The 22,634-nt window shown below is 45.3% G+C and carries 19 protein-coding genes; 10 read left to right on the forward strand and 9 right to left on the reverse strand.

Going from position 1 to position 22,634, the window contains the following annotated elements:
* Positions 1 to 16: 16 nt before the first annotated feature.
* Positions 17 to 820, forward strand: coding sequence for a tRNA pseudouridine(38-40) synthase TruA (gene truA / locus AC6H1S_RS12655; protein ID WP_199136514.1), 804 nt, complete (start codon positions 17 to 19; stop codon positions 818 to 820).
* On the opposite strand, the gene AC6H1S_RS12660 is transcribed toward truA, so the two are convergent.
* Positions 810 to 2,156, reverse strand: coding sequence for an alkaline phosphatase family protein (locus tag AC6H1S_RS12660; RefSeq protein WP_497563843.1), 1,347 nt, complete (start codon positions 2,154 to 2,156; stop codon positions 810 to 812). The two genes, truA and AC6H1S_RS12660, sit on opposite strands and share 11 nt — an antisense overlap.
* A gap of 189 nt (positions 2,157 to 2,345) precedes the next feature.
* On the opposite strand from AC6H1S_RS12660, the gene AC6H1S_RS12665 reads away from it, so the two are divergent.
* Positions 2,346 to 2,843, forward strand: a complete 498-nt coding sequence (locus AC6H1S_RS12665; RefSeq protein WP_497563844.1) for a YdeI/OmpD-associated family protein — start codon at positions 2,346 to 2,348, stop codon at positions 2,841 to 2,843.
* Positions 2,844 to 2,881: 38 nt separating this feature from the next.
* On the opposite strand, the gene AC6H1S_RS12670 is transcribed toward AC6H1S_RS12665, so the two are convergent.
* Positions 2,882 to 4,096 (reverse strand): ABC transporter permease, encoded by a 1,215-nt coding sequence (locus tag AC6H1S_RS12670; RefSeq protein WP_199136508.1) that lies wholly within the window; start codon positions 4,094 to 4,096, stop codon positions 2,882 to 2,884.
* Between the two features lie 80 nt (positions 4,097 to 4,176).
* On the opposite strand from AC6H1S_RS12670, the gene AC6H1S_RS12675 reads away from it, so the two are divergent.
* Positions 4,177 to 5,400 carry an exo-beta-N-acetylmuramidase NamZ family protein gene (locus AC6H1S_RS12675; RefSeq protein WP_497563845.1) on the forward strand — a complete coding sequence of 408 codons (1,224 nt, stop codon included), beginning with the start codon at positions 4,177 to 4,179 and terminating at the stop codon, positions 5,398 to 5,400.
* 87 nt (positions 5,401 to 5,487) lie between these two features.
* The gene (locus AC6H1S_RS12680; RefSeq protein ID WP_497563846.1) at positions 5,488 to 6,408 is read left to right on the forward strand and encodes a ketopantoate reductase family protein; all 921 of its coding nucleotides are present in this window, start codon (positions 5,488 to 5,490) and stop codon (positions 6,406 to 6,408) included.
* An 8-nt stretch (positions 6,409 to 6,416) separates the two neighbouring features.
* On the opposite strand, the gene AC6H1S_RS12685 is transcribed toward AC6H1S_RS12680, so the two are convergent.
* Positions 6,417 to 7,460, reverse strand: coding sequence for a DNA topoisomerase IB (locus tag AC6H1S_RS12685; protein ID WP_497563847.1), 1,044 nt, complete (start codon positions 7,458 to 7,460; stop codon positions 6,417 to 6,419).
* 86 nt (positions 7,461 to 7,546) lie between these two features.
* Here AC6H1S_RS12685 and fmt point away from each other — a divergent pair, with 86 nt between their 5' ends.
* Positions 7,547 to 8,455, forward strand: a complete 909-nt coding sequence (fmt, locus tag AC6H1S_RS12690; RefSeq protein ID WP_199136500.1) for a methionyl-tRNA formyltransferase — start codon at positions 7,547 to 7,549, stop codon at positions 8,453 to 8,455.
* 45 nt (positions 8,456 to 8,500) lie between these two features.
* On the opposite strand, the gene AC6H1S_RS12695 is transcribed toward fmt, so the two are convergent.
* The 3 genes from AC6H1S_RS12695 to AC6H1S_RS12705 form a co-directional block, all read right to left on the reverse strand.
* Positions 8,501 to 9,250, reverse strand: a complete 750-nt coding sequence (locus tag AC6H1S_RS12695) for a hypothetical protein (protein WP_497563848.1) — start codon at positions 9,248 to 9,250, stop codon at positions 8,501 to 8,503.
* A gap of 245 nt (positions 9,251 to 9,495) precedes the next feature.
* Positions 9,496 to 10,344, reverse strand: coding sequence for an aminotransferase class IV (locus AC6H1S_RS12700; RefSeq protein WP_497563849.1), 849 nt, complete (start codon positions 10,342 to 10,344; stop codon positions 9,496 to 9,498).
* A 3-nt stretch (positions 10,345 to 10,347) separates the two neighbouring features.
* Complete coding sequence (locus AC6H1S_RS12705) at positions 10,348 to 11,373, reverse strand: RluA family pseudouridine synthase (RefSeq protein ID WP_199136494.1); 1,026 nt, start codon at positions 11,371 to 11,373, stop codon at positions 10,348 to 10,350.
* Between the two features lie 202 nt (positions 11,374 to 11,575).
* Between AC6H1S_RS12705 and AC6H1S_RS12710 the strand changes: the two genes are divergently transcribed.
* Positions 11,576 to 12,619: a DUF6588 family protein gene (locus AC6H1S_RS12710; RefSeq protein WP_497563850.1), complete on the forward strand. Its 1,044-nt coding sequence runs from the start codon at positions 11,576 to 11,578 to the stop codon at positions 12,617 to 12,619.
* Between the two features lie 56 nt (positions 12,620 to 12,675).
* Positions 12,676 to 13,554, forward strand: coding sequence for a 1-aminocyclopropane-1-carboxylate deaminase/D-cysteine desulfhydrase (locus AC6H1S_RS12715; protein ID WP_497563851.1), 879 nt, complete (start codon positions 12,676 to 12,678; stop codon positions 13,552 to 13,554).
* A 20-nt stretch (positions 13,555 to 13,574) separates the two neighbouring features.
* On the opposite strand, the gene AC6H1S_RS12720 is transcribed toward AC6H1S_RS12715, so the two are convergent.
* A complete protein-coding gene (locus tag AC6H1S_RS12720) occupies positions 13,575 to 15,335 on the reverse strand; it encodes a S41 family peptidase (RefSeq protein ID WP_497563852.1) in 1,761 nt (586 codons plus the stop codon).
* A gap of 205 nt (positions 15,336 to 15,540) precedes the next feature.
* On the opposite strand from AC6H1S_RS12720, the gene AC6H1S_RS12725 reads away from it, so the two are divergent.
* The 3 genes from AC6H1S_RS12725 (at position 15,541) to lat (ending at position 18,904) form a co-directional block, all read left to right on the forward strand.
* Positions 15,541 to 16,578, forward strand: coding sequence for a sensor histidine kinase (locus tag AC6H1S_RS12725; RefSeq protein ID WP_497563853.1), 1,038 nt, complete (start codon positions 15,541 to 15,543; stop codon positions 16,576 to 16,578).
* On the forward strand, positions 16,575 to 17,288 hold the full coding sequence (locus AC6H1S_RS12730; protein WP_497563854.1) for a LytR/AlgR family response regulator transcription factor: 714 nt from the start codon (positions 16,575 to 16,577) through the stop codon (positions 17,286 to 17,288). Before AC6H1S_RS12725 ends, AC6H1S_RS12730 begins: the two co-directional genes overlap by 4 nt.
* 284 nt (positions 17,289 to 17,572) lie before the next feature.
* Complete coding sequence (gene lat, locus AC6H1S_RS12735) at positions 17,573 to 18,904, forward strand: L-lysine 6-transaminase (protein WP_497563855.1); 1,332 nt, start codon at positions 17,573 to 17,575, stop codon at positions 18,902 to 18,904.
* Between the two features lie 77 nt (positions 18,905 to 18,981).
* Here the strand turns inward: lat and AC6H1S_RS12740 are convergent, their stop codons facing one another.
* Together AC6H1S_RS12740 and AC6H1S_RS12745 are read right to left on the reverse strand one after the other, a co-directional pair.
* Positions 18,982 to 20,685, reverse strand: a complete 1,704-nt coding sequence (locus AC6H1S_RS12740) for an alkaline phosphatase family protein (RefSeq protein ID WP_199136463.1) — start codon at positions 20,683 to 20,685, stop codon at positions 18,982 to 18,984.
* 5 nt (positions 20,686 to 20,690) lie between these two features.
* Positions 20,691 to 22,634 (reverse strand): M60 family metallopeptidase, encoded by a 1,944-nt coding sequence (locus tag AC6H1S_RS12745; RefSeq protein ID WP_497563856.1) that lies wholly within the window; start codon positions 22,632 to 22,634, stop codon positions 20,691 to 20,693.

Raw genomic sequence — 22,634 nt, forward strand, 5'->3', positions numbered from 1 at the left:
TGTATCTTTGCAGGGCATGAGATACTTCTTCCACATCGGCTACAACGGCCATTACTACAATGGCTGGCAAAAACACCCCAAAGCGAATAGCATCCAAGAAGTAATCGAGGTCAAGCTCAGCCAGATTTTTAAAACGCCCCTCACCATTGTGGGCTGTGGCCGCACTGATTCGCAGGTACATGCCAGCCAGTTTTTTTTCCATGTAGACCTGCCACAGGCGTGGGATTACGACCTCCTGTTCAGGCTCAATACCCTATTGCCACACAACATTGCCATCTTCGACATCATTCAGGTTGAAGAAAAGCGCCATGCCCGTTTTGATGCCGTGCAGCGCCAGTACGACTATTACCTGCATACCTACAAAGACCCGTTTTTAAGTCAGCAAAGCACTTTTTACCGGCATAAAGACCTGAATTTGACCGAAATGAAAAAAGCGGCTAGCCTTTTACCTCTGTATAAGGATTATAGAGCGCTTTGCACTTCGCCCGACAAGAACGAACACACGCTCTGCTACGTACGCGATGCCAAACTATTTAGCTCGGCCAATGGCGATCACATCCGGTTCCATATTTCGTCTAACCGCTTTTTGAGCAAGATGATCAGGATCATTATGGGCAAGCTGCTTAAAATTGGCCGGAACGAATTGAGCGTAGCCGAATTTGAAAGCTACCTGATCAACAAAACGCCCCCAGCCTTACTAGAACCTGCCCATCCTACCGGATTATACCTTTCTAAAGTAACCTACCCCTACCTCGACCTGCCTTTGCGATCGGAGTTTGCAGGCCTGCAAAGCAAGGATTGGGTAGAAATTATTTCGTAAACAATCCCTGGTACAAAATACCATCGGCCGACGGGAAATCGAAGGCCAAAAGCTTGGCAATGATGGGTGCAATGTCTTCTTCGCCCATTTGCGGGATCACTACGCCTGGTTTAATGCCCTTGCCAAAAATGACAAAGCCGGTTTGTATTTCCTTAAAATCGGGAAAGTAACCATGTGTGCCTCCCTTTCCAGGCTTAACCAGCTCGCCTTCGGCCGATGGACCAAAAGAAACACCTTGTTCGGCAGTTAAGGCTAGGGCTGCATTCGGATCGGCACCCACCTTGTCGAGCGCAACCCTATCTACCACTTTAAACAAGCGTTGCTGGCCAGCCGTTAAGCCGTTCAGCATCGATTTAACCTTATCCAGGGTAGCCTTGTCTTTGGGATCTTTCAGGTGCAAAAACGCCGAGCCGCCACTGGCATGAAAATAGGCTTTCCAGCTGTCTTTTTGGGCAGGATCGTACAACCCGGCCTTAGCCAGCAACACATTAGGCGTAACCTGGGTGTGTACGTCAACAAAGCCATGGTCGCCAGTTACAATAATGGTGGTATTCTTTTTAATGCCGGCTTTTTCTACCGCATCGATAATGGTTTTGATGGCCCTGTCGGCACCGGCTACCGCCGACCTAACCTTTGGGCCTTCCCGGCCTTCCTCATGCTCAAAATGATCAACCTGCGCAATATGAATGGCCAAAAACGAAGGTTTGTATTTTTGGATCAGGTAAGAAGCCATGCGCGATTTGTTTTCGTCGCTCGAATAATAGTCCAAATCGGCACCACCTTGGCCTAGTTTGCCCGTGGCAAGTTCCTGTACTTCTTCAAACAAACCTTTGGGATTAGCCACATCGGCCAAGGCCTTGATTTCGTCGTTCTGCCCACCTTTGTTTTTGGGCAAATACCAGTACTCGGGCAGGTTATAGGTAATAGGCGCACCAAGTGTTACCGGCCAACCTACACAAGCCGTGGTTAAACCGGCCTGTTTAGCCGCACTCCAAATGGTAGGCACTTTAATGCTCGAGTAGTCCCAGTACCATTTGCCGCTAATGCCCAAAGGCTCTACAGGCGTATTGTAATAGATGCCATGTTTTGATGGTTTTACGCCTGTTAAAATCGTAGTATGCGAAGGATAGGTAACCGTTGGAAAAACACCACGAACGCCCTGGGCATAAGATCCCGTTTGCATGGCCTGGCGTAAATTGACCATGGCCCAGCTCGGATCCATATAAAATTCTGGCCTCAGGCCATCGACGCTGATGACAATAACGTGGCTTTCTTGCGCTTGAAGCATCGTTGACAAACCACAGAACAACAAGAGGGAAAATAGGGTTTTCTTCATGATTACGGAAAATAGAATTGCCCAAAGCTAGGGACTCCATATAGGTTAAAGGTAAGGCGAAGGTTAAGAAAACGTTAATGGCAGCAACTGATAGGCTAAAGTGGCAACCTGAGTTCCAAAGCAAAAAACATTTTCATCTCGAGGCATTTTTTCGGAACTTCGTTCAGCCTTCGGCTAAACCTTTTCCATATGCAGCACGAAATCATCAACCAAAAATACCTTCTAAACAAAATGCCTGGCAAAGGGGGCTGGACGTTTATCGTGATTTCGGAAATACCGAAAGAAAAAAGAGGCTATTTCGGCATGGTTAAAATCAGCGGATGGATAGACAGCTATCAACTCGACAATGTAAACCTAATGCCCATGAAAAACGGCAACCTGTTTTTACCGGTGAAAGCCGAAATCAGGAAACACATTGGCAAGGAAGCAGGCGCTTGGGTAGATTTGGTTTTGTACAGCAACACGGTTGCACGGGCAGAGCACTCGTTAAGCACCGAGGAAGAATTTCTTTTATGCCTGGCAGATGAACCTCTGGCTCTTAAAACCTACCAAAAGTGCAACAAGGAAGAGCAACAAGCTTTGATCAGCTGGATTGATGGCGCCAAAAACGAGGACGCCAAAGTGGAAAGAATGGTACAGGCCATAGATCGGCTGGCCATGAACCTGAAAATGGATAAAAGAGGTTAGTATTCTATTAACCGTTGGTAAAAAACACCAACGAAAGCCTACTTAAATCTGATGGCTTTTAATGGACTGATTCTGCTGACCAGCAATGATGGAACCAGCAAGACCAGAAAACACACCACAATGGTAGCCAGGTTAAGCAGTACCACATCAATAAAGTGTACTTCAATAGGCACGTAGGAGAGATAGTAATTGGTTTGGTTCAATTTAAACACTTCCGTATACTGTTGCAAAAATGCAAGACCAAGTCCTAAAATATTGCCCAGTATCAGGCCAATGCCTACCAGGTAGATGGCATTATACAGGAAGATCTTCATGATGCCAACATTAGCCATGCCCAACGACTTAAGCAAGCCAATCATGGTGGTACGTTCTAAAATCATGATCAGCAAAGCCGTTACCATGTTAATTACGCCCACAATCATCATCAAAACCAACAGTACCTTGGTATTTACATCCAGCAGCGAAAGCCAATTGAAGATTTCAGGAGTGCTTTCTTTTACTGAACGCGATCGCAACTTGAGCTCCAAATTGGCATAAACATCATCCGCAGTGGCCTTAAGTTGAGAAAAGTCTTTCACTTTTACTTCAATCCCTCCCATCTGGTTAGGAGCCCAATTATTTATGCTCCGGATGATATTGATGCCACCAACGGCAAAATTCTTGTCGATATTTTCGATGCCTACATTGAAAATACCTACAATCTTGAACTTTCTTTTTTTGGGCGGATTCTGTACAAAATGCATCAGAAAACTATCGCCAGTTTTAAGCTTCAGCCGATTGGCCGTATAGCTCGATATCATGATCTGGTTGGCGCCACTATCGGCAAAGTTGATGACGCTCCCACTCACCAAGTGCTTTTTCAGAAACTGCCAATCGTAACTCGCATCTACGCCTTTAAAATTGATGCCCTCTACCTCGCCATTGGCCGAAATGATAGCTGGTTTGGTGGCAAAAGGATAGAAGGAAGCCAAGGCATGGTTGCTTTTGAGATACCTGAGGGTAGTATCGTTGGGCACAAAAGGCGATTTCTCGAAAGAACCGTTCAAATCAAAGCGGTAAATCTGAACATCGCCGATAAAACCCCGTACCTTATCCTGGATTTCGGTTTTGAACCCTTTGATAATGGCTACCGAAAGAATCATGACGGCGAGGCTAAGCATAACGCCAGCAATCGCTATGCGCACAATGAGCTTCGAAAAAGTCCGCTCAGATTTGATGGCCATCCGCCTCGCAATGAAATATTCTATATTCAAGTTTTGTAATAAGTTGTAACTTAGCAAAAGTGCTGATTCAATTTTGAACTCGCACATAAATCTTTAAAAAACCTGATGTGATGAAGAAATTTGCCGCTGTTTTTACTTTTGTATTTGCCCTTTTAACCTTAGGTGCCTGTGCACAGGAACGCCACGCAAAAAAAGCTATCGAAAAACCGGGACTGAAAACCGGAGCCGACCAAACCGAAAAATATGTGCCTCTCTTAAAAGGCAAACGTGTAGGTATGGTGGTTAATCCTACTTCTATAATTGGCAAGCAGACCTCGGTAGACAGCTTATTGAAACGTGGCGTTAACATTGTAAAAATCTTCGGCCCGGAGCACGGTTTTAGGGGCAATGCCAGTGCAGGCGTTCATGTTGACGATGGCGTTGATACCAGAACGGGTATCAAAGTGGTTTCGCTGTATGGCAAGCACAGCACGCCTACCAAAGAAGAACTTGCAGATATAGACATTATGGTTTTTGACATTCAGGACGTTGGCGTACGTTTTTATACCTATATCAACACCTTGCAGCATGTAATGGAAGCCTGCGCCCAAAACAACAAGGAACTGATGATTTTGGATCGCCCCAACCCGAACGGCTTTTATGTAGACGGCCCGATTTTAGATCCGCGTTTCAAATCTGGAATCGGCCTACAACCCATTCCTATTGTACACGGCCTGACGGTTGCAGAATATGCACAGATGCTGAATGGCGAAGGCTGGCTCAAAGATAAGCTCAAATGCAAGCTGCAAATCGTTAAAAATGCCAATTACAATCACGATATGCCTTATGACTTGCCGGTAAAACCTTCGCCCAACCTCAATACGGCGCAAGCCATTTTATTATACCCCAGCACTTGTTTGTTCGAGGGCACCTACCTTAACCACGGCCGCGGCACGCAATTTCCTTTTACCGTAGTTGGCGCACCTTATTACAAGGGCATTTATGCATTCTCCTATACACCAACCAGTATCAAAGGCATGGCCGAAACACCTTTGTTTCAAGACCAGGTTTGCTACGGACTTGACCTGAGAAATTACGATACTTCAAACTTTAGGAAGACAAAAATGTTAAACATTAGCTGGTTGATCGAACTCTACAAAGCCTCGCCCAAAAAAGAAGATTTCTTTAACAGCAAGCTGAGCAAGGAAATGGGCACTATTGAGCGCTTGGTTGGCGTAGATACCTTCAGGCAGCAAATTATTGCCGGAAAATCTGAAAAGGAAATCCGTGCAAGCTGGGAACCAGGACTAAGCAAGTACAAGCAAATGCGCAAAAAATACTTGCTCTATCCATAAAACAGGCAAGCAACTTTCAGCACCTGTTTATCCCGTTAAAAAAGCGCTCAAAAAGCAAGTTATCAACCGTACTAAACCCTTGTTAAAGTGACCGATCAAACCAAAATAGTTGTTGCAGGCATTGGTGGGGTTGGTGGTTATTTTGGAGGTCTACTGGCCAAAAAATACGCCAACAGCGCTGTTCAGGTATCTTTTATTGCCCGTGGCGAGCATCTCGAACAAATTAGGGAACGCGGCTTAACGGTAATCAGAGGCGAAGTATCTTTTATTGCCCGGCCTTACCTGGCTACCGACAATGCCAACGAAATCGGCCTGGCCGACTACATCATCATTTGTACAAAAAACTACGACCTGGACACGATCATTGCCCAGCTAAAACCCTGCATTGGCCCACAAACCACAATATTGCCTCTGCTCAATGGCATTGAAGGCGCCGAAAAAATCAGGAGCTTATTGCCCCAAACCACCGTGCCTTCGGGTTGCGTGTATATCGTTTCGGCCCTAAAAGAACCCGGTGTGGTAGAGAACATTGGCCATCAGCAAAAACTCTTTTTCGGTATAGACCAGGTTACCGACGAACGGCTTAACCAGCTTGAACATTTCCTGAAAGCGGCTGGTATTGAAGCCACGCTCACCTCAACAATTTCGAAAATCATCTGGCAGAAATTCATCTTTCTTTCATCGCTGGCTACGGCTACTTCCTATTTTGACCAGCCCGTGGGGGAATTATTGCAAGCAAACCGCGAAACTTTGGCCAAGCTGATTACCGAAGTAACAACCTTAGCCAAGGCCAAGGGCATTGCTGTTGATCCAGACATTATGGACAAGTCGATGGCGCACTACGAAGCCCTGCCTGATCAGGCCACCTCTTCCATGCACCGCGATTTTATGGCCAACAAACAAACCGAACTCGAATCGTTAACAGGTTATGTGGTTAGGCAAGGCAAGCTATTGGGCCTTGATTTGCCGACTTTCGAAAAGGCTTTTACGGACTTAAGTCGCAAATAACCAGATTTTTAAACAATACTTGCCTTTTTCAAAAAGCGCAGGAGTACCTTTTCGTCGTTTTGTATGGCTTTGGCCTCTTGGGCATCAGGCTGACTAATTTGTTTCAGGTAAGGTTGCAGCCGATCTTCCTCGAAAGCCACCAGCAATTGCGGATAAACATAAGCACTTTTACACACGGCACGGGTGTTGCCCAGCTTGCCCGATACACAGTCGAGCATCTCTACGATGATCTTTTGTTTCGACATTTCAGGGTAACGCTTCGTTAAATGGGCCAATTGCCTCAAGGCCTCCAAGGTACCGCCCCAGGTCCTGAAATCCTTTGCCGTAAAATCGCTACCGGTAATTTCGCGGATGTAATTGTTGATCATTCCCGAATCTACGGCTTGATGTGTTTTGCCCTGGGTATAAAACTGGAATAGCTCCTGCCCGGGAATATCCTTGCATTTTTTAACCAGTTTGGCCAGGTTTTTATCGCTTAATGCCACCTCCTGACTTACCCCTTTCTTGCCTACAAAAGTCAAAAACGATTGATTGCCTTGCTGCTTAAAATGTTTATCGCGCAGCGTACTCAAGCCGTAGCTGCCATAGTTCTTTTTGTAGCTTTCGTTACCGATCCTGATCAGTGTTTTTTCGATGACACGAATACAGATGGCCAATACCTTTCTTTGGTCGAAGTCTTTTCTGCTCAGGTCTTTGGCCACCTGCCTGCGGGCCTTGGGCAAAGACTTGCCAAATTCAAGCAGCCTGAAGTACTTATGATCTGATTTTCTGCTGGTCCAGTCGGGATGATAGCGGTATTGCTTGCGTCCGGCCGCGTCCAAACCCACAGCCTGTAAATAACCATTCTTTTTGGGCGAAATCCAAACGTTGGTCCACGCTGGTGGCAATACCAGTTTTTGGATTCTTGCCAAATCGGCCTCGTTTTGTAGTCGTTTGCCTTGGGTATCTTCATAGTAAAAATGACCTGGCTTTCCCTTCCTGCAAAACCCAGGCATAGCCGGGTTAACATAAACCAAACTGCTTGAACTGAGTACTTCTTCGGTTGAAACCATGGAAACAAGATAAATTTGAACGAATTTTAGTTATTTTTGTATGGAACAGCCCCGATTTTCGGTTGCTGAGAATAAACAACATTCTGATGAAAATAGTTTTTATGGGTACGCCCGATTTTGCCGTTGCTTCTTTAGATGCCCTGTTGCAGGCCGAGTTCGATGTTGTTGCCGTAGTAACCGCCGCAGACAAACCTGCCGGGCGCGGACAAAAACTAAGTGAAAGTGCTGTAAAAAAATATGCGGTAGCAAAAGGTATTCCTGTTTTGCAACCCCTGAAACTCAAAGACCCTGCATTTATCGAAGACCTGAAGGCCTTTAAAGCCGATCTGCAAGTGGTGGTTGCCTTCAGGATGTTGCCCGAAGTGGTTTGGAACATGCCACCCAAGGGTACTATTAACCTGCACGCCTCTCTGTTGCCCCAATACCGTGGCGCAGCCCCAATTAACCATGTTATTATTAATGGCGAAAAGGAAAGTGGCGTAACTACCTTTTTCTTAAAACATGAAATTGACACCGGCGACATCATCTTTTCTGATTCTGTGGCCATTACCGACGACGAAAGCGCAGGTTCATTGCACGACAAGCTGATGGATTTGGGTGCCCATTTATTGGTGAGGACCGTAAAAGCCATCGAAGCCAACGATTATAACGAGGTACCGCAGCCAGCAAGCGACGAACTTAAAATGGCACCAAAAATTTTCAAGGAGTTTTGCAAGATCGATTGGAACCAACCTAGCCAAACGGTTTACAACCACATTAGAGGCTTAAGCCCTTACCCTACCGCCTTTACCACTTTTAATGATAAGGCTTTGAAAATATTCGGTGCCGTTTTGGAAGAAAAAGAGCCCGGAATTTCTGCTGGCGCTTTTTTAACAGATGGCAAAACCTTCTTGAAATTTGCCGCCAAAGACGGTTTTTTAAAGGTAACCGATATACAATACGAGGGTAAAAAGCGCATGCTGATCGAAGAATTTTTACGAGGCATGCGCCTGTAAATTTAAAACAGGCAGGCCGAAACGACACTGCCTGTGATCCAAAAACTACCGGTTATAATTGTCGATAGCTCTTTCCATGTTTCTGGCACCCGACCGCTGGATCAGAAAGCCTCCCACGCTTAAACCCGTACCAAGCCCCAGCAAGACAAAGCTTGGGGTATAGTTGCGGTCTTTATAGGTTGGCATGCCCCTGTAAGTGCTGCCGTTTTGCTTAAAGGGATCGCCAGAAACCAAAGTAACCACGCCCGCAAGAATGGCCACGCCGGCGGCCACGTACATCACCGTGCCTGTAGCCATGCTTTTCCTGTAGCTTTTGAGCAGATCCAAACTCTGCGGATTGTCGGCCATATCGGTGCTGAGGTTGGCGTAATTAACCCTTTTCAAATTAGCAAAGCCTTTGTTGTAGAACATACGCCTGCTTACCGGCTCGCGTCTATAGCCACTAAATCGATAATCAACCCCATCGTAGGGTATATCTTGGTAAACAATCTGCTGATACAGGTTGATTTTTCCTTCGATGATCCTCTCGGCAAACGATGCTTCGCCAAAAAAGTTGAGCTGTCGGGTATTGGCAAAGAAACCCCTTTCGTTGTTGAAGAATTTGACCTGCCCCAGCGGCACGCTTCTCGAATCGGCACTTAATACCCAAGAGCCTAAAAAATTAGGCCGCAAGCGGACTTTTTGTGCATGAATTGTAGAATCGGAATAGAGGTACAGGTAGTTTTTGCTTTCGTTCACTTGCGAACGAGCGTTCAGGCCATAGCAGGCCATCACGATGATGAGTAATTTTTTCATATCGGTTCATTTTGTGTGTAACCAATAATACTAAAATTTTACGAAGAATGCTTGGCTAACTGTAATTTAATCAAGTAAAATATACGATGGAAACAGGGAAAGACAATAGGCCAGAAGGCAGAAGGTGGAAAGTGGAAAGTTGAAAGCTACAGGCAATGAGAATCCAGGTTTTTCTTTCATGAAACAATCCTGCATTCCTATAAAACCAATGTCCGAATGAACCAATACCCCAATGAGCTAATGAACTAATGAACAACTAAAAGATTAAGCTTTTCGTTCAGCACTTTGGCTACTTCATTAAAATAGCGTTTTTTGCCATAGCCCATTACCCAGCGTATGCCGCTGCTGGCATTGGTTACGAATACTTCTTCGGCTTCCTTTAAGATTTCAGGACTAATTTGTGCCTCTATTAACGGCAATTGATGGGTTTTGGCCAACTGTAGCACTACATTGCGCATCACGCCTGCCACGCAGCCTTCTGAAAGTGCTGGGGTATAGATCTGTTTCTGGTAAACCACAAATACGTTCGAGCTCATGCTCTCGCATAAAAACCCATTTTGGTTCAAAAGCAAGGTTTCGTCTAAACGATGCTGCTGCTGAAAAAGCGCCGCCATTACATAAAGCAAGGCATTGCTGGTTTTATAATTGGCCAGCTTGTTAATGGGTTTGGCAATTTCGTCGTATACATCGATAATCAGTCCCTTCTTGTTCAGCTCATAAAAAGGTCCTTCCAAAGGCATGGCTTCCAGTACATAGCCTACCTTATTGCTTTGCGGGGTGTACAGGCCTTCGCCATCGCGGTAAACCGCCAACCTGAAACGGACATTGCCATGAAGCCTGTTCTTTTTGAGCAGTTCGGCTGTTTTCTGTTTCAGGAAATAATCATCGAGCAAGGCATAGCCTTCCATTTTTAGGGCCTTCATGCCGGCTCGTAGCCTATCGGCGTGCAATGTCGCAAATTGCAGCTTGCCATTGCACATGCGCATCGACTCGAACAGGCCATCGCCGAATTTAAATGCACGGTTGCTAGCCTTGATGATCGCTTCATCGGCCGCAAAAAATTCGTCGTTATGCAAAATGTATGGCGACATCATGGGTTAAGCTTGTTGGGCGTAATTACGCCATTTGGTTAAAACAGCCTCAAAATCGGTCGGCAAAGGTGCTTCAAATTCCATGTACTTTTGGGTACTGGGATGAATGAAACCCAGCGTTTGTGCATGCAGAGCCTGGCGTGGCATGATTTCAAAGCAATTGGCCACAAACTGTTTGTATTTGTTAAACGTGGTTCCCTTTAAAATCTTGTCGCCACCATAATTGGCATCGCTAAACAGCGGATGGCCAATATGTTGCATATGTGCACGAATTTGGTGTGTACGACCCGTTTCCAACTGGCAGCTGATCAGCGTGACATAGCCCAAACGCTCGAGCACCTTATAATTGGTAACCGACCATTTTCCCTTCTCTTCATCATCGTACATGTCCATTACAATCCTGTTCTTCAGGCTTCGGCCAATGTAGCCTGTTATCCTTCCGTCTGTTTCAATATCGCCCCAGGCCAGCGCCACATATTTACGGGTAATGCTATGGTCGAAAAACTGTTTGGCCAGTTTGGTCATGGTCATTTCGTTCTTGCTGATGAGCAAAAGGCCAGAGGTGTCTTTATCGATGCGGTGCACCAGCCCGGGCCTGCCGTCATTGCCGGGCAAGGTAGGCAATTGTTCAAAATGATAGGCCAAGGCATTAACCAAAGTACCGGTGTAATTGTTAAAGCCGGGGTGTACCACCATGCCGGCAGGTTTGTTCACCACCAGCAGGTCGTCGTCTTCATAAACGATATCGATCGGAATATTTTCTGGATAAACCTCGGTATCACGGGGCGGATGGGCAAATACGATGGAAATCTCATCGAAAGGCTTTACTTTATAGCTCGACTTGACGGTTTTCTTGTTCACCAGTACATTGCCCGCATCAATGGCATTCTGAATACGGTTGCGGGAAGCATTCTCTATACGGTGCATTAAAAACTTGTCAATGCGCAGCAACGACTGTCCTTTATCAACAACAATATTAAAATGCTCAAATAAATCCTGCTCTTCTTCCTGCTCAATTTGATGGTTCTCCATGGTGCAAAAATAGGATTAACAATTTGATAATCCCGAAAAAAACAAATTGGCTCGCTATTTGTTGATATACCGTTGTAAAACTGAACTAATAGGCGGGCGCATGAAAAACTTTACTCAAAATGTTAAGATTATTTTAAACTTTTTTCCTTATCTGATTAGAAAGATATACTTTCGGCCTTAAAACCAAACAGATATAGAAAAAATGAAAACAAAATTAGCTGCGCTTAAGATTTTATTTATCCTAAGCGCATTTTTATTTCCGGTCAGGCTCCTGGCCCAACAAGATGTAGAAGGCTTATTTAAATCAGGTCCGGAGGATGCAACCAAACTCATCAACGCCTATATGAATCCCTTGTTTAAAGGCTTGGGCGTTGGCTTAAATTCGGGCTGGAACACGACCGCCAAGAGCAATGGATTTTTGCGTTTCGATTTGCGCATTACCGCTACCGCAGCTTTTGTGCCCACGGCAGACCGTACCTACGATGTGAATACATTGGGCCTGCAGAACATCAGGCCGGCTACGCCAGGAGGTCCGAGTACCGGCCCTACCGCTTTTGGCAATGACAGCCAAGGTGCCAACATGCGTTTATATGCCAACGGAACACCAACTACTGAAACCTTTAAACTGCCGCAAGGCACTGGGATCCATTTTGTGCCTTCGCCACAAATACAGCTGACCATGGGTTTACCTAAAAACATCGATGTATCTTTGCGCTATGTTCCCAAAATCAAATTAGGCAGCGATGCCGGAAAGATCGACCTATTTGGTGCAGGCGCCAAAGTTGAACTGTTTCCGCTCCTCATGGGCAAAAGCCAAAAGCTCATGCCTTTTGATATAGCCCTTGCCTTAGGCTTTACCCGCCTAAACTACAGCTTGCCTTTGCAGGTAAACACCAATGCACAAAACTCGAACCAAGAGCTCAACATCAAAGTTAACGGATTTAATAGCGAAGCCATTATCTCTAAAAAACTCCTGTTTTTTACCCCTTTTGCCAGCGTTGGCTACAACAGTTCTTCGTCTAGCCTAAAAGCTTTAGGCGATTACGAATTTTCTACCCCAACCGCACTCAATCCCAATCAAACCACCACTTACACTGATCCTATTTCCATTAAAAACAACTTAGACGGATTTAGGGCTTCTGTAGGCTTTCAGCTTAATATGGCCTTTTTCAGGGTTTACGGCTCTTATACCACAGCCAAGTACGACTATGCCAACGTAGGTATAGGCTTTGGTTTTGGCAAATAGCCTAAAATTTTAAAACCTCGATAAAAAAGCTTCTCTTTGGAGGAGCTTTTTTTGTTATGCAGATTTACAGTCCGGTTCAGGCCCTTAATTTTGAGCACCTCCATCCAATTTGGGTTAAGCGCGACGACCTGATCGACCCTTATATTTCTGGCAACAAGTGGCGCAAGCTGCAACATATCCTTGCCGATGCCCAACAGCGAGGCCAAAAACACCTGGTAACTTTTGGCGGGGCTTATTCCAACCACCTGGTGGCAACAGCGGCCGCGGCCTCCAGACATGGCTTTCAGTCTACGGCCTTTGTACGGGGCGAAACCGTACAGAACGAAATGCTCCTGCTCTGCAAGTTATTTGGCATGCAACTCATTTTTGTAGATAGAGAAAGCTATAAGGATAAGCGGAACCTGTTTGACAAACATTTTGCCACTAACCAAACGGCCTATTTTATTGACGAAGGCGGAGCCAGTGCCGAAGCGGTACGGGGTTGCGCAGCCATCATTACCGAACTGCCCCTAACCTACAACCATATCTTTTGTGCAGCTGGTACAGGCACTACCGCGGCCGGCCTGTTGCAAGGAATTAATGCCCAACAGCTACACACCCAGCTACATGTAGTGCCTGTACTTAAAAACGGTGGTTTTATAGCCGACGAAATCGCTAAATACGAACCCAATTTGAGTAGGCTTACTTTACATACCGACTATTCTTTCGGGGGCTATGCCAAAACCACGCCGCAGCTTTTAAAGTTTATGACAACTTTTGTCAGCCAAACGGGCTTATTGGTAGATCCGGTTTATACCGCCAAGCTGTTCTTTGCCATTAACGATTTAGCTGGTAAGGACTTCTTCAAAAAAGACGATAAAATATTGGCTATCCACACCGGTGGCTTATTGGGCATTTGGGGCATGCAGGAAAAGCTAACCCAAATGCTGGGCTAGCTTAAGGTTAGCATTGGGGTTTATTTAATTTTGTTGAGGTAGTTAAGCGCCTCTTGCAATTGTACATCCTTGCCGGAAGCGATTTCGGCCATCGTTGGCTTAAACCTGCGGTCGGGAACAATGCCTATTCGCTGCGTTTCTTTTCCGTTGGGATAAAAAATGCCATTGCCTGTAAAAACAAACTGATAGCCACCTGGCAAATTCAATTGCTTTTCGTCTCCATCGGCGCCGGCAGTTTGGCTGCCAATCACCACCGTATTTTGGTTAAACTGCCTCAGCATCATGCTAAACCACTCGCCCATGCTTTGTGTATTTGCATTTGTTAAGATTACGATTTTGCCGGTATATAAATCCCCTATAGGCTTCATGTCTTTGCTCATGAAGGTTTCTATGGCTTCTTGGCTTACAAACGCACCCGGATTTTGCAAAGCCGCGCGGTAGTAGCGACCAAAATTAAATGCTGCTTTACCCAAAGCCCTTGGCAGGTAATAATAAAACAGTCCGGGAGCTTGGGGGTATTCGCGCATATCGAAAATGATGGCTTTTTTGCTTTGTAGCTGTTTTGAAAAGGCTATTTCGGCCTCCTCATCCTGCGGCAAACTCTCATCATGAAAACGTCCTGCCCTTACCAAAGCTATTTGCCCATCTAATTCTTCATATCCTTTCCAAGCCTGTTCGGCGTTATATTTCGATCTGAAATAAGCATTGATCAGCGCTACCTGTTTTGCATTGCCCCGCTCCAACATTTCTAATTGCAAATTCATTAACCTGTTGCCTCTACTTACTTTTACCGTCAATGTTTTGGCAGGCAGATCGGCAAAAGCAAAAGCCCTTCCCCTATAATCGGTTGATAGGTGGCGCTGTTTGACGGCTTCGTTTGAGGCTGGCAACAAGGCACTGCGTATTTTGAGCCATTGCTCGATGTCGGTACCATTGATGGCCAAAATCTGGTCGCCTTTTTTAAGGTCAGAAGCTTGAGCCAGCGAATCGTTTAACATATTCGTCACCACGATTTTCCATTGGCTTACCTCGTAATCAAATGGTGGATAATAAACCAGCTTAAAGAGTTGAGGCAGGGTTTTCAACTGGCTTAAAATACCGGCTGCGTGGGTATCGTTAATGGCATTTTCGAGCGTCAGCACGGCTTTTTCATAAGTCATTCTCGAATCAACAGCCTTAAACACCGGGATCGATTCGGTTAATACCGCTTGCCAATTTTTGCCGATTACATATTTGTAAGGAAACAAATACTCGATAACGGCCCAGGCTTTGGCCAATGCCAGCAAATTCATGGCTTCATTTTTAAAATCATAGTCGGCATAAGCTACTTCGTTGGGCACCAACCCTACGTTTTTGCCATCGGCAGCAATATAATAGTGCTTGCCGCTTGTATTGCGATAATCGATAAGCAGCTGAAGTGCCGTTCGTAGTTTTTTGGGAAAGGCCTTGATCCAGCCATAATCCAGATTTTGGTTCAGGTACAAGGCTTTGTCGGTTGCCACGCCAGGCTTTTCCACCCCTGCTGTATTCTCGTTTAACAAGCTGAGCAGCTTTTCGTTGCAAGATGCTTCGTCTGCTTGGCTTATCGCAGCCACATTTGCCAGGAAAACCTTATCAGCATCGAAGCTACCAGCAATGCCTTGGGGCGATTTATACTTGATCAATCCCCATACCTGAATAAATTTCTGAATGTTTTTTGCTTGTTGCGAACTTGTTTGTGCTTTCGCCATGAGGCTTAAGCCGCTTAAAACCGTGAAGAAAATTAGGAGTTGCTTTTTCATCTGTTTATGTTGTTGTTGATGCCCCAAAGTTGGAAGGTTTGAAACCTCGCCACAAAAACGATTGACAAGAGGCCAAAACTTGTTGATGAGAAGCTTTTTTAAAACTTAGCCCTAAAGTGTGGATGAATGGGCCTTTTGTCAATAAAATATGGCCTTTGATGTAAACCATTTGATAAAACCATCGTTTTTAGCCTATTTTTAGCACATGAAGAAACAAACCTTTATTTATTTGCATATCGGCTATTGGCTATTGGTGTTTGTACAGGTGTTATTGGTAGCCTTAGGTACCGGCGTGTTGGGCACACAAATCGAATGGGGCTTGTTTCTACGAATTGTTTTGCCGGTTAAGCTGATCCAAACGGCCTGTGCGGCGGCTTTTTTCTATGTGAATTACCTGCTGCTTATTCCGCTGTTCCTTAAAAAAGGCAACATTTTTAAATATATTGTTTCCCTTGTAGGCGCCATATTGGTTTTTGCACCGCTGTACTATTACCTTGAACAACATTTTTACCCTTTAATCGGTTGGAAAAGCTACGAACTCGACCTTACTTTTTCTTTTGCGGCCATGGTTGTGCTGAGTTCAAACTTCCTCAACATCTTTTTGGCGCTTTTGCTCAGCTATTTGATGGACTGGCGCACTATGCGCGTGGAGAAGGAAATTGCCGAAAAAGAACAGTTCAAAACCGAATTGGCTTTTCTCAAATCGCAGGTCAATCCGCATTACCTGTTCAATACCATTAACGATATTTATGCGCTGGCCCAGCAACAAAGCGAAGAAGCGCCCGAAGCCCTGCTCAAACTGTCAGAACTTTTGCGCTACATGTTGCGCGAAAGCGACGATGCCTATGTACCCTTGGCGCGCGAAATCGCCTATTTGGAAAACGTAATTGAGCTGCAGCGCATCGGGCAAAAAGGAAAAGCCTTTATCGGGTTTAAGGTTGAGGGCGAGGTGAAAGACCAAAAAATTGCACCACTCATATTAATCAACTTTATCGAAAATGCGTTTAAGCATGGTGTTTTTAAGGATGCGGATGAGCCCATCCAAATCGAATTGAGCATTGCCGGCAAACAATTCGGCATGCTGGTCAAAAACAAGATCAGTACCTCGGGCAAAGACAAAACCGGGGGCATTGGCTTAGCCAACGTCAAAAGGCGCCTGGCACTCATTTACCCGCAAAAGCACCAACTGCGCATTGACCAACAAAATAGTACCTTTACGGTAGACCTTAACATAGCACTATGATCCGCTGCCTTATTGTTGATGATAAACCCCTTGCCATTGATGTATTAAAGCATCATTTGGCCAAAGTGCCCTTTTTGGAACTGGCGCATAGCACCACCGATCCGCTCGACGCGCTCAACCAGGTAATGAAGGGTGGCATAGACCTGATTTTCCTCGACATTCAAATGCCCGAGCTGAGCGGCCTCCAGTTGACAAAGATCATTGGCACCAAATGCCAGGTCATCTTTACTACGGCTTATAGCGAATATGCCTTAGAAGGATTTGAAAACAACGCGATAGATTATTTGCTGAAACCCGTTTCTTTCGAACGTTTTTATAAAGCAGCCGAAAAAGCCCAATTTGTACTGCAGGCACTCGCAACCGGCAACCAAACTCAAGCACTAAGCCCAACCAGCGACAAAGAAACAGACCATATTTTTGTGAAAACCGAATATAAACTGGTGCGGGTAAACACAGCCGATATTGTTTATGTTGAAGGGATGCAAAACTACATCGTTATTTGTACCCCCACCGAAAAGATTACCAGCTTGCAAACCATGAAAAAAACGGAGGAACAATTGCCCAGCTCTCAGTTTTTGAGGGTGCATAAGTCGTTTATTGTGGCACTGAACAAAATCAGCAGCATTGAGCGCAACCGCATTTACATTGCCGATCAGGTTATTGCCTTGGGCGATGTTTACAAAGATGCCTTTTACAAAGCCATTTCTTAGCCTTAGGTTGACAGCTTTTGGTCGATAGTCCATGGTCAATACTCAACTTCACACCCCTTCATTCTTTCATGGTTAAAACCCCAATCTCCGCTTTGCTCAACGGTTCATCGGCGCAAATCCGACCAAAAAGTTTTCCACATCTGTTTAGTCCGGTTTTGCTTTTTGTCTAGAATCATACTTTAAACAGTTTAAACCTAGTTTTTGCTCTTTTTCTCAAAAAAGTGCCCAGATTTGATAATTTGGCACATTTCGTTACTTTTGGACAACACCAAAATATAAATTTTATGTATCAACTTAGTGTAGCGCCAGATCAAGTAACCCAAACTTTGCAGCAACATATCCTAGCCGATGGTTTCGACCTGACCTATGACATGGAGAAAAGCAAAGGTGCTTATATTTACGATTCTAAATACAAGCGCCAGCTGCTCGATTTCTTTACCTGCTTTGCATCGGTTCCCTTGGGCTATAATCATCCCAAAATGATTAACGACGAAGCCTTTAAACATAACCTTTTATTGGCGGCCTTGGCCAACCCCTCTAACTCTGATGTTTACACCCAGCAATATGCAGAATTTGTAGCCACCTTTGCCAAAGTTGGCATCCCTGCGTACCTGCCACATGCCTTTTTTATTGCAGGTGGCGCCTTGGCTGTTGAAAATGCCATTAAAGTAGCCATGGACTGGAAGGTGCAGAAGAATTTTGCCAAAGGCTATACCACCGAAAAGGGATTTAAGGTGCTGCATTTCGAAAAGGCATTTCATGGGCGCTCGGGCTATACCTTGAGCCTTACCAATACCCTGCCCGACAAAACCAAATGGTTTGCCAAGTTCGATTGGCCAAGGGTACCGGTACCGCAGGTAAAGTTCCCCCTAACCGGCGAAAATCTTCAAACGGCTATCTCAACCGAAGAAATATCAATTGCCCAGGTTAAGCAGGCCTTTGCCGATCATAAAGACGATATTTGTGCCATTATTATCGAACCAATCCAATCGGAGGGTGGCGACAACCACCTGCGTGAAGAATTTTTAGCACAACTGCGCCAATTGGCCGATGAAAACGAAGCTTTTCTGATTTATGATGAAGTGCAAACCGGCGTTGGCTTAACCGGAAAATTCTGGTGCCATGAGCATTTTAGCGAAAAGGCAAGACCAGACATTGTAGCTTTTGGCAAAAAAATGCAGGTATGCGGCATTTTGGTGGGCAAAAAGGTAGAAGAAATCGAAACCAATGTGTTTAAAGTGCCTTCGCGCATCAATTCTACCTGGGGTGGCAACTTGGTCGACATGGTTCGTTCTACACAGATCCTGAACATTGTTCACGACGATCAGCTGTGCAAAAACGCAAGCGAGGTTGGCGCCTACCTCAAAGACAGATTAGAAGCCTTGGCTGCGAAACACGCTCAGATGAGCAACGTACGTGGCCGTGGCCTACTTTGCGCCTTCGATTTTCCGAGCAAGGAAATGCGCAACAGCTTTATCCAGAAAGGCATGGACAACAACGTGATGTTTTTAGGTTGTGGCAACCAAACCATTCGCTTCCGTCCGGCCTTATGCATTGAGCAAAAACACATAGACGAAGGTATGGAAGTAATGGAAAAAATATTGCCTCAGTTATAAACCGCAACTTATACACCCATAAAAAAGCCCCGTCCAAATGGTCGGGGCTTACTTTTTTACCTAAATTTATTTTTAAACTACTTTAAAAATTCTAATTCAAATTGGTTCAAGAACGGATTGCCATCCAGACCATAATCTGGCAGGATCTTGATCTTCATCCAATACAACATATTGGCACCCACAGTGGTCGGTGTCAGAGCGATCGACTTGCCGGTAGCATTTGGATCGGCAATTACCGAAGATGGTACATCTGTACCCATAGCTTTCCAGGTATAGGCGCCATACAGCAACATGTCATAACCACCCGGTGCCTTGTTGGCAATATAGGCATCGGTACCTTCATTGTTTTGCCAATAACCAATCAGGTTGGCATAATTCGGATGTTGGGTTATATCCTTTAAAGCAATATTTGCTTTAATGGTTGCCGCGTCTAATGCGGTGTTGAAATATAATAATTCAGCACCTTGGAAATTCAAGCCTGTTCCACCAGAAAATTGCTTATAACCCAATGTTAACTTCTCTGTGGTGCTTAAGCTTTTAAGAGAACTAATGTTTAAGGTAGCATCCGGATTGCCGTCGGTGTAGGTGCTCACAGTTCTTGTGGTGCTGTTTACATATTTTACCGTCATGGTAAGCGTATGCCAATTGCCATCAAAAACGACACCACCAGCGCATTCTGGTCTGCTTGTTCCACCTCCATTCGCAGCCCCTCCAAAAGACGTTTTCCATTTTTTAGAATCGCTTTGAAACCATAGCCATCCGGTTTGTGGCTGAGAACTACTTGTATTGATCAATGTGCTCTTCGACAAAAAACCTACATAATAGGTATCAATGTTAAATTTAGCCTGCATTTGCACGGTGAAGTCTTTAGTAGCACCTGGGTCGTATAGTCCATTGTCGTTATTCACACTCGCGCCAATGGTGGTGCTATTAAACAAAACCGTATTGAAGCCTCTCTTTTTGATTTCTTCCTGTTTAAGCCTTGGATTCGAAGCAATGATAAAGCCAGCCTGCGGATTGGTGCTGCTGCCACCGTGATTGGTGGTCACCATAATGAGCCAATCTTCCTTGGCATAATTCTTTCTTGCCTTTAATGCGGCTACGATATTGCCCACATATTCGTCGGCTTTTACAATGGCATTTTTATAATTGGCATTGCTGGCCAAAAATCCGCCATTGGCACCGGCTGCTTCCACATCCCTAAAGTTGACGAAGATGGCACCTACGTTATCTTGTTTGCTCAAGATGTTAACCGTGCTGTCCTTTACGGCTAGATCTGTGCTCACTACAGGAGCAAAATCGGCATTCCTGAGGTAATAGCGAAGATTTGACCAAGGCGTTACCACTGCGGTTTTGGTGGCTTTAAACTGCGTAATGTAATCTAAAACGTTTCTGTACGAAGTTACCGCCGCGTGGTCGTCGCCGGTTGGATCGGCCAACCTTTCAAAACTTTCGGTACCAATTTGATGCTTGGCGTAGCTTACCCCGGTAGCCATGCTGGCCCACGAAGAGGCATCGGTACCCACACCGCTTTTTTGTACTTCGTACGAATATTTGGAAGTTTGCAGCAAGGTGGCCATGTTGGTAGGCGCAATAGTTTTGATTTCGCTACCTGTAACCCCATCAATACTGATCACAAGCACTTTTCGCTGCACGTCGCTAATGGGCTTCAGCTCTTCGAACACAGGTGGTGGATTATCATATTTTTTGCAACCCGCAATAGCCAATACCGAAAGCGAAATACCGGCTAAGAGTGTATAGTTGAAATATTTTTTCATCATTTCGGTTAAGGTTTAATGATATTGAATTCAGACAATGACGTATAGGTATTGGCAGTAGTATACTGATTTTTGATAACCAGTTTTACATACCTGGCGGTTTGTACGCCTGTTGGGAAATTATAGTTGAATTTGGCATTGTTGTTAGGCAAGGTAAATGTGCCCATGGTGGTATAGTTGGTACCGTCTGTGCTAATAAACACTTCCATGTCTTTTGCATAGGAATTGCTGTTTTGGCGTTGCGTTAGCGTTACCCCTTGAACCTGGATTGGCAATCTGCCCACTTTTAACACGATGTTGATTGGGAAAGCTGTTGCATTGGTTAATGCAGGGCTGTATTGCGAGTGCCAGTAAGTTGCGGTATTGCCATCTAACAGGTTGGCTGGAGAACCTTCCGTTGATTGGTTGTTTGAAATACTCGACACGAAAGGATAAGTTATTGGCGGAATTGCACCAGTACCACCTGTTCTGTTCAGCGGATTGTAAGTCCAGATCTGCGTAGCCAATACCGGATATTTGGCGGCAACCTTATCTCTTACCGGATCGCTGATCAAAATACCCCAAGCATCGAAGAACGAGGCCAAATCGGTTTGGGTATAATCAGACAGCTTTTCGTACACGAAATTATGCATGGTGATATCGCTGGTATTCAAACGCTCGGCATGTCTGGCCTGCGAATACAAGTAGGTCATGGCACCATAGCCATATTTCTCAAATATTTGTACAAAAGGTGTCATGCGTTTAAATGGATCGTTCATGGCAGCATCCAAATCAAAGTTTTTGGTACCGGTTCCACTGGCGTAGGCAATGGCTTGCGGGAAGCCGCTCGATACGGCGGGGTGCAGGATGTTATAATCGGCCCCAATCCTGTTGGCTACCTTAAAGCTGAACAGGTTGTTGGTAGTTTCGCCCAAAGTGCTCCAGCTCCAAACCTTGCCTTGCTGACAGTTGTGGCCAAATTCGTGGTAGCTGCCCCACATGCCGTTGCTGGTCGAAATTTTCTTCAAGCTCGAGAAAGCACTGAACCATTCGGCATCGTTGGTACCCACAAATGGGAAACCCGAGTGGCCGTAACCGGCCGACAACTGAATATCCAATACGCCTCTCCAAGCGCCTTGCGGGCTCCTGTCCCTGATGTCGGCAGCATTGTCTGAAAGGCCCATCCAGCCATTGTAATCTAATTCAAATACATCATTCCATTTGCTCAATACCGCGGTTGGGTTGGTTAAAGGCTCCGAAGAGCTAAAGGTGGCTATCACCTTATCCCTCGGCATCAGGAAAATTACGCGCTTGCTCCTGAACTCGAGCCAAGGAACCTGTGATGCTTTTACTTTGGCTACCCAATCGGCATCGGTGCTTTGGCCCAGGATAAAGTCTGGAGAAACACAGGCACCAGAAATGGTAAACTCAACCGGGTTTGGATAGGCAAAGCTGGCATTGATATAAATGGTACCGCCATACAGGTTACGGATGTAGTTCGTACCCGGATATAACTGCTGACGCGTAAAAATTACAGGGTCTCTCAGCAAGGGATATTTGCCACCCAAGTTATCGGTTTGGCCACCAATTTGAATGCCCAGGCCTTGTATGCCCGCCGGAACTACGATTTTTACCAATTCGCCAGGTGCCGCATAGTAGCCCGTACTGTATTGAGGCTGGGGCGCCACGCTGATGCGCAGGTTATCGGAAGTTTGGTCGGTAAAGTTAAGATCCAATGTAAACTTGGCATCTTTTACACGCGGTTCAGACTGGTCTACCAAGCCCGGAAATACCCGTGCCTTGGCGTACATCGATTTGTCGATAACCGCCATATTGGTGTCTATTTTGCCGTTGGCTACATTACCCGAGTTATCGGTATATCCATCGGGAATATTATAGCCGTATTTTTTACAGGCTGTTGTGGCCAATAATAAAATCAGCACAGACAATTTAGTTACATGATTAAATTTCAT

The sequence above is a fragment of the Pedobacter sp. TM02 genome (assembly GCF_059705275.1).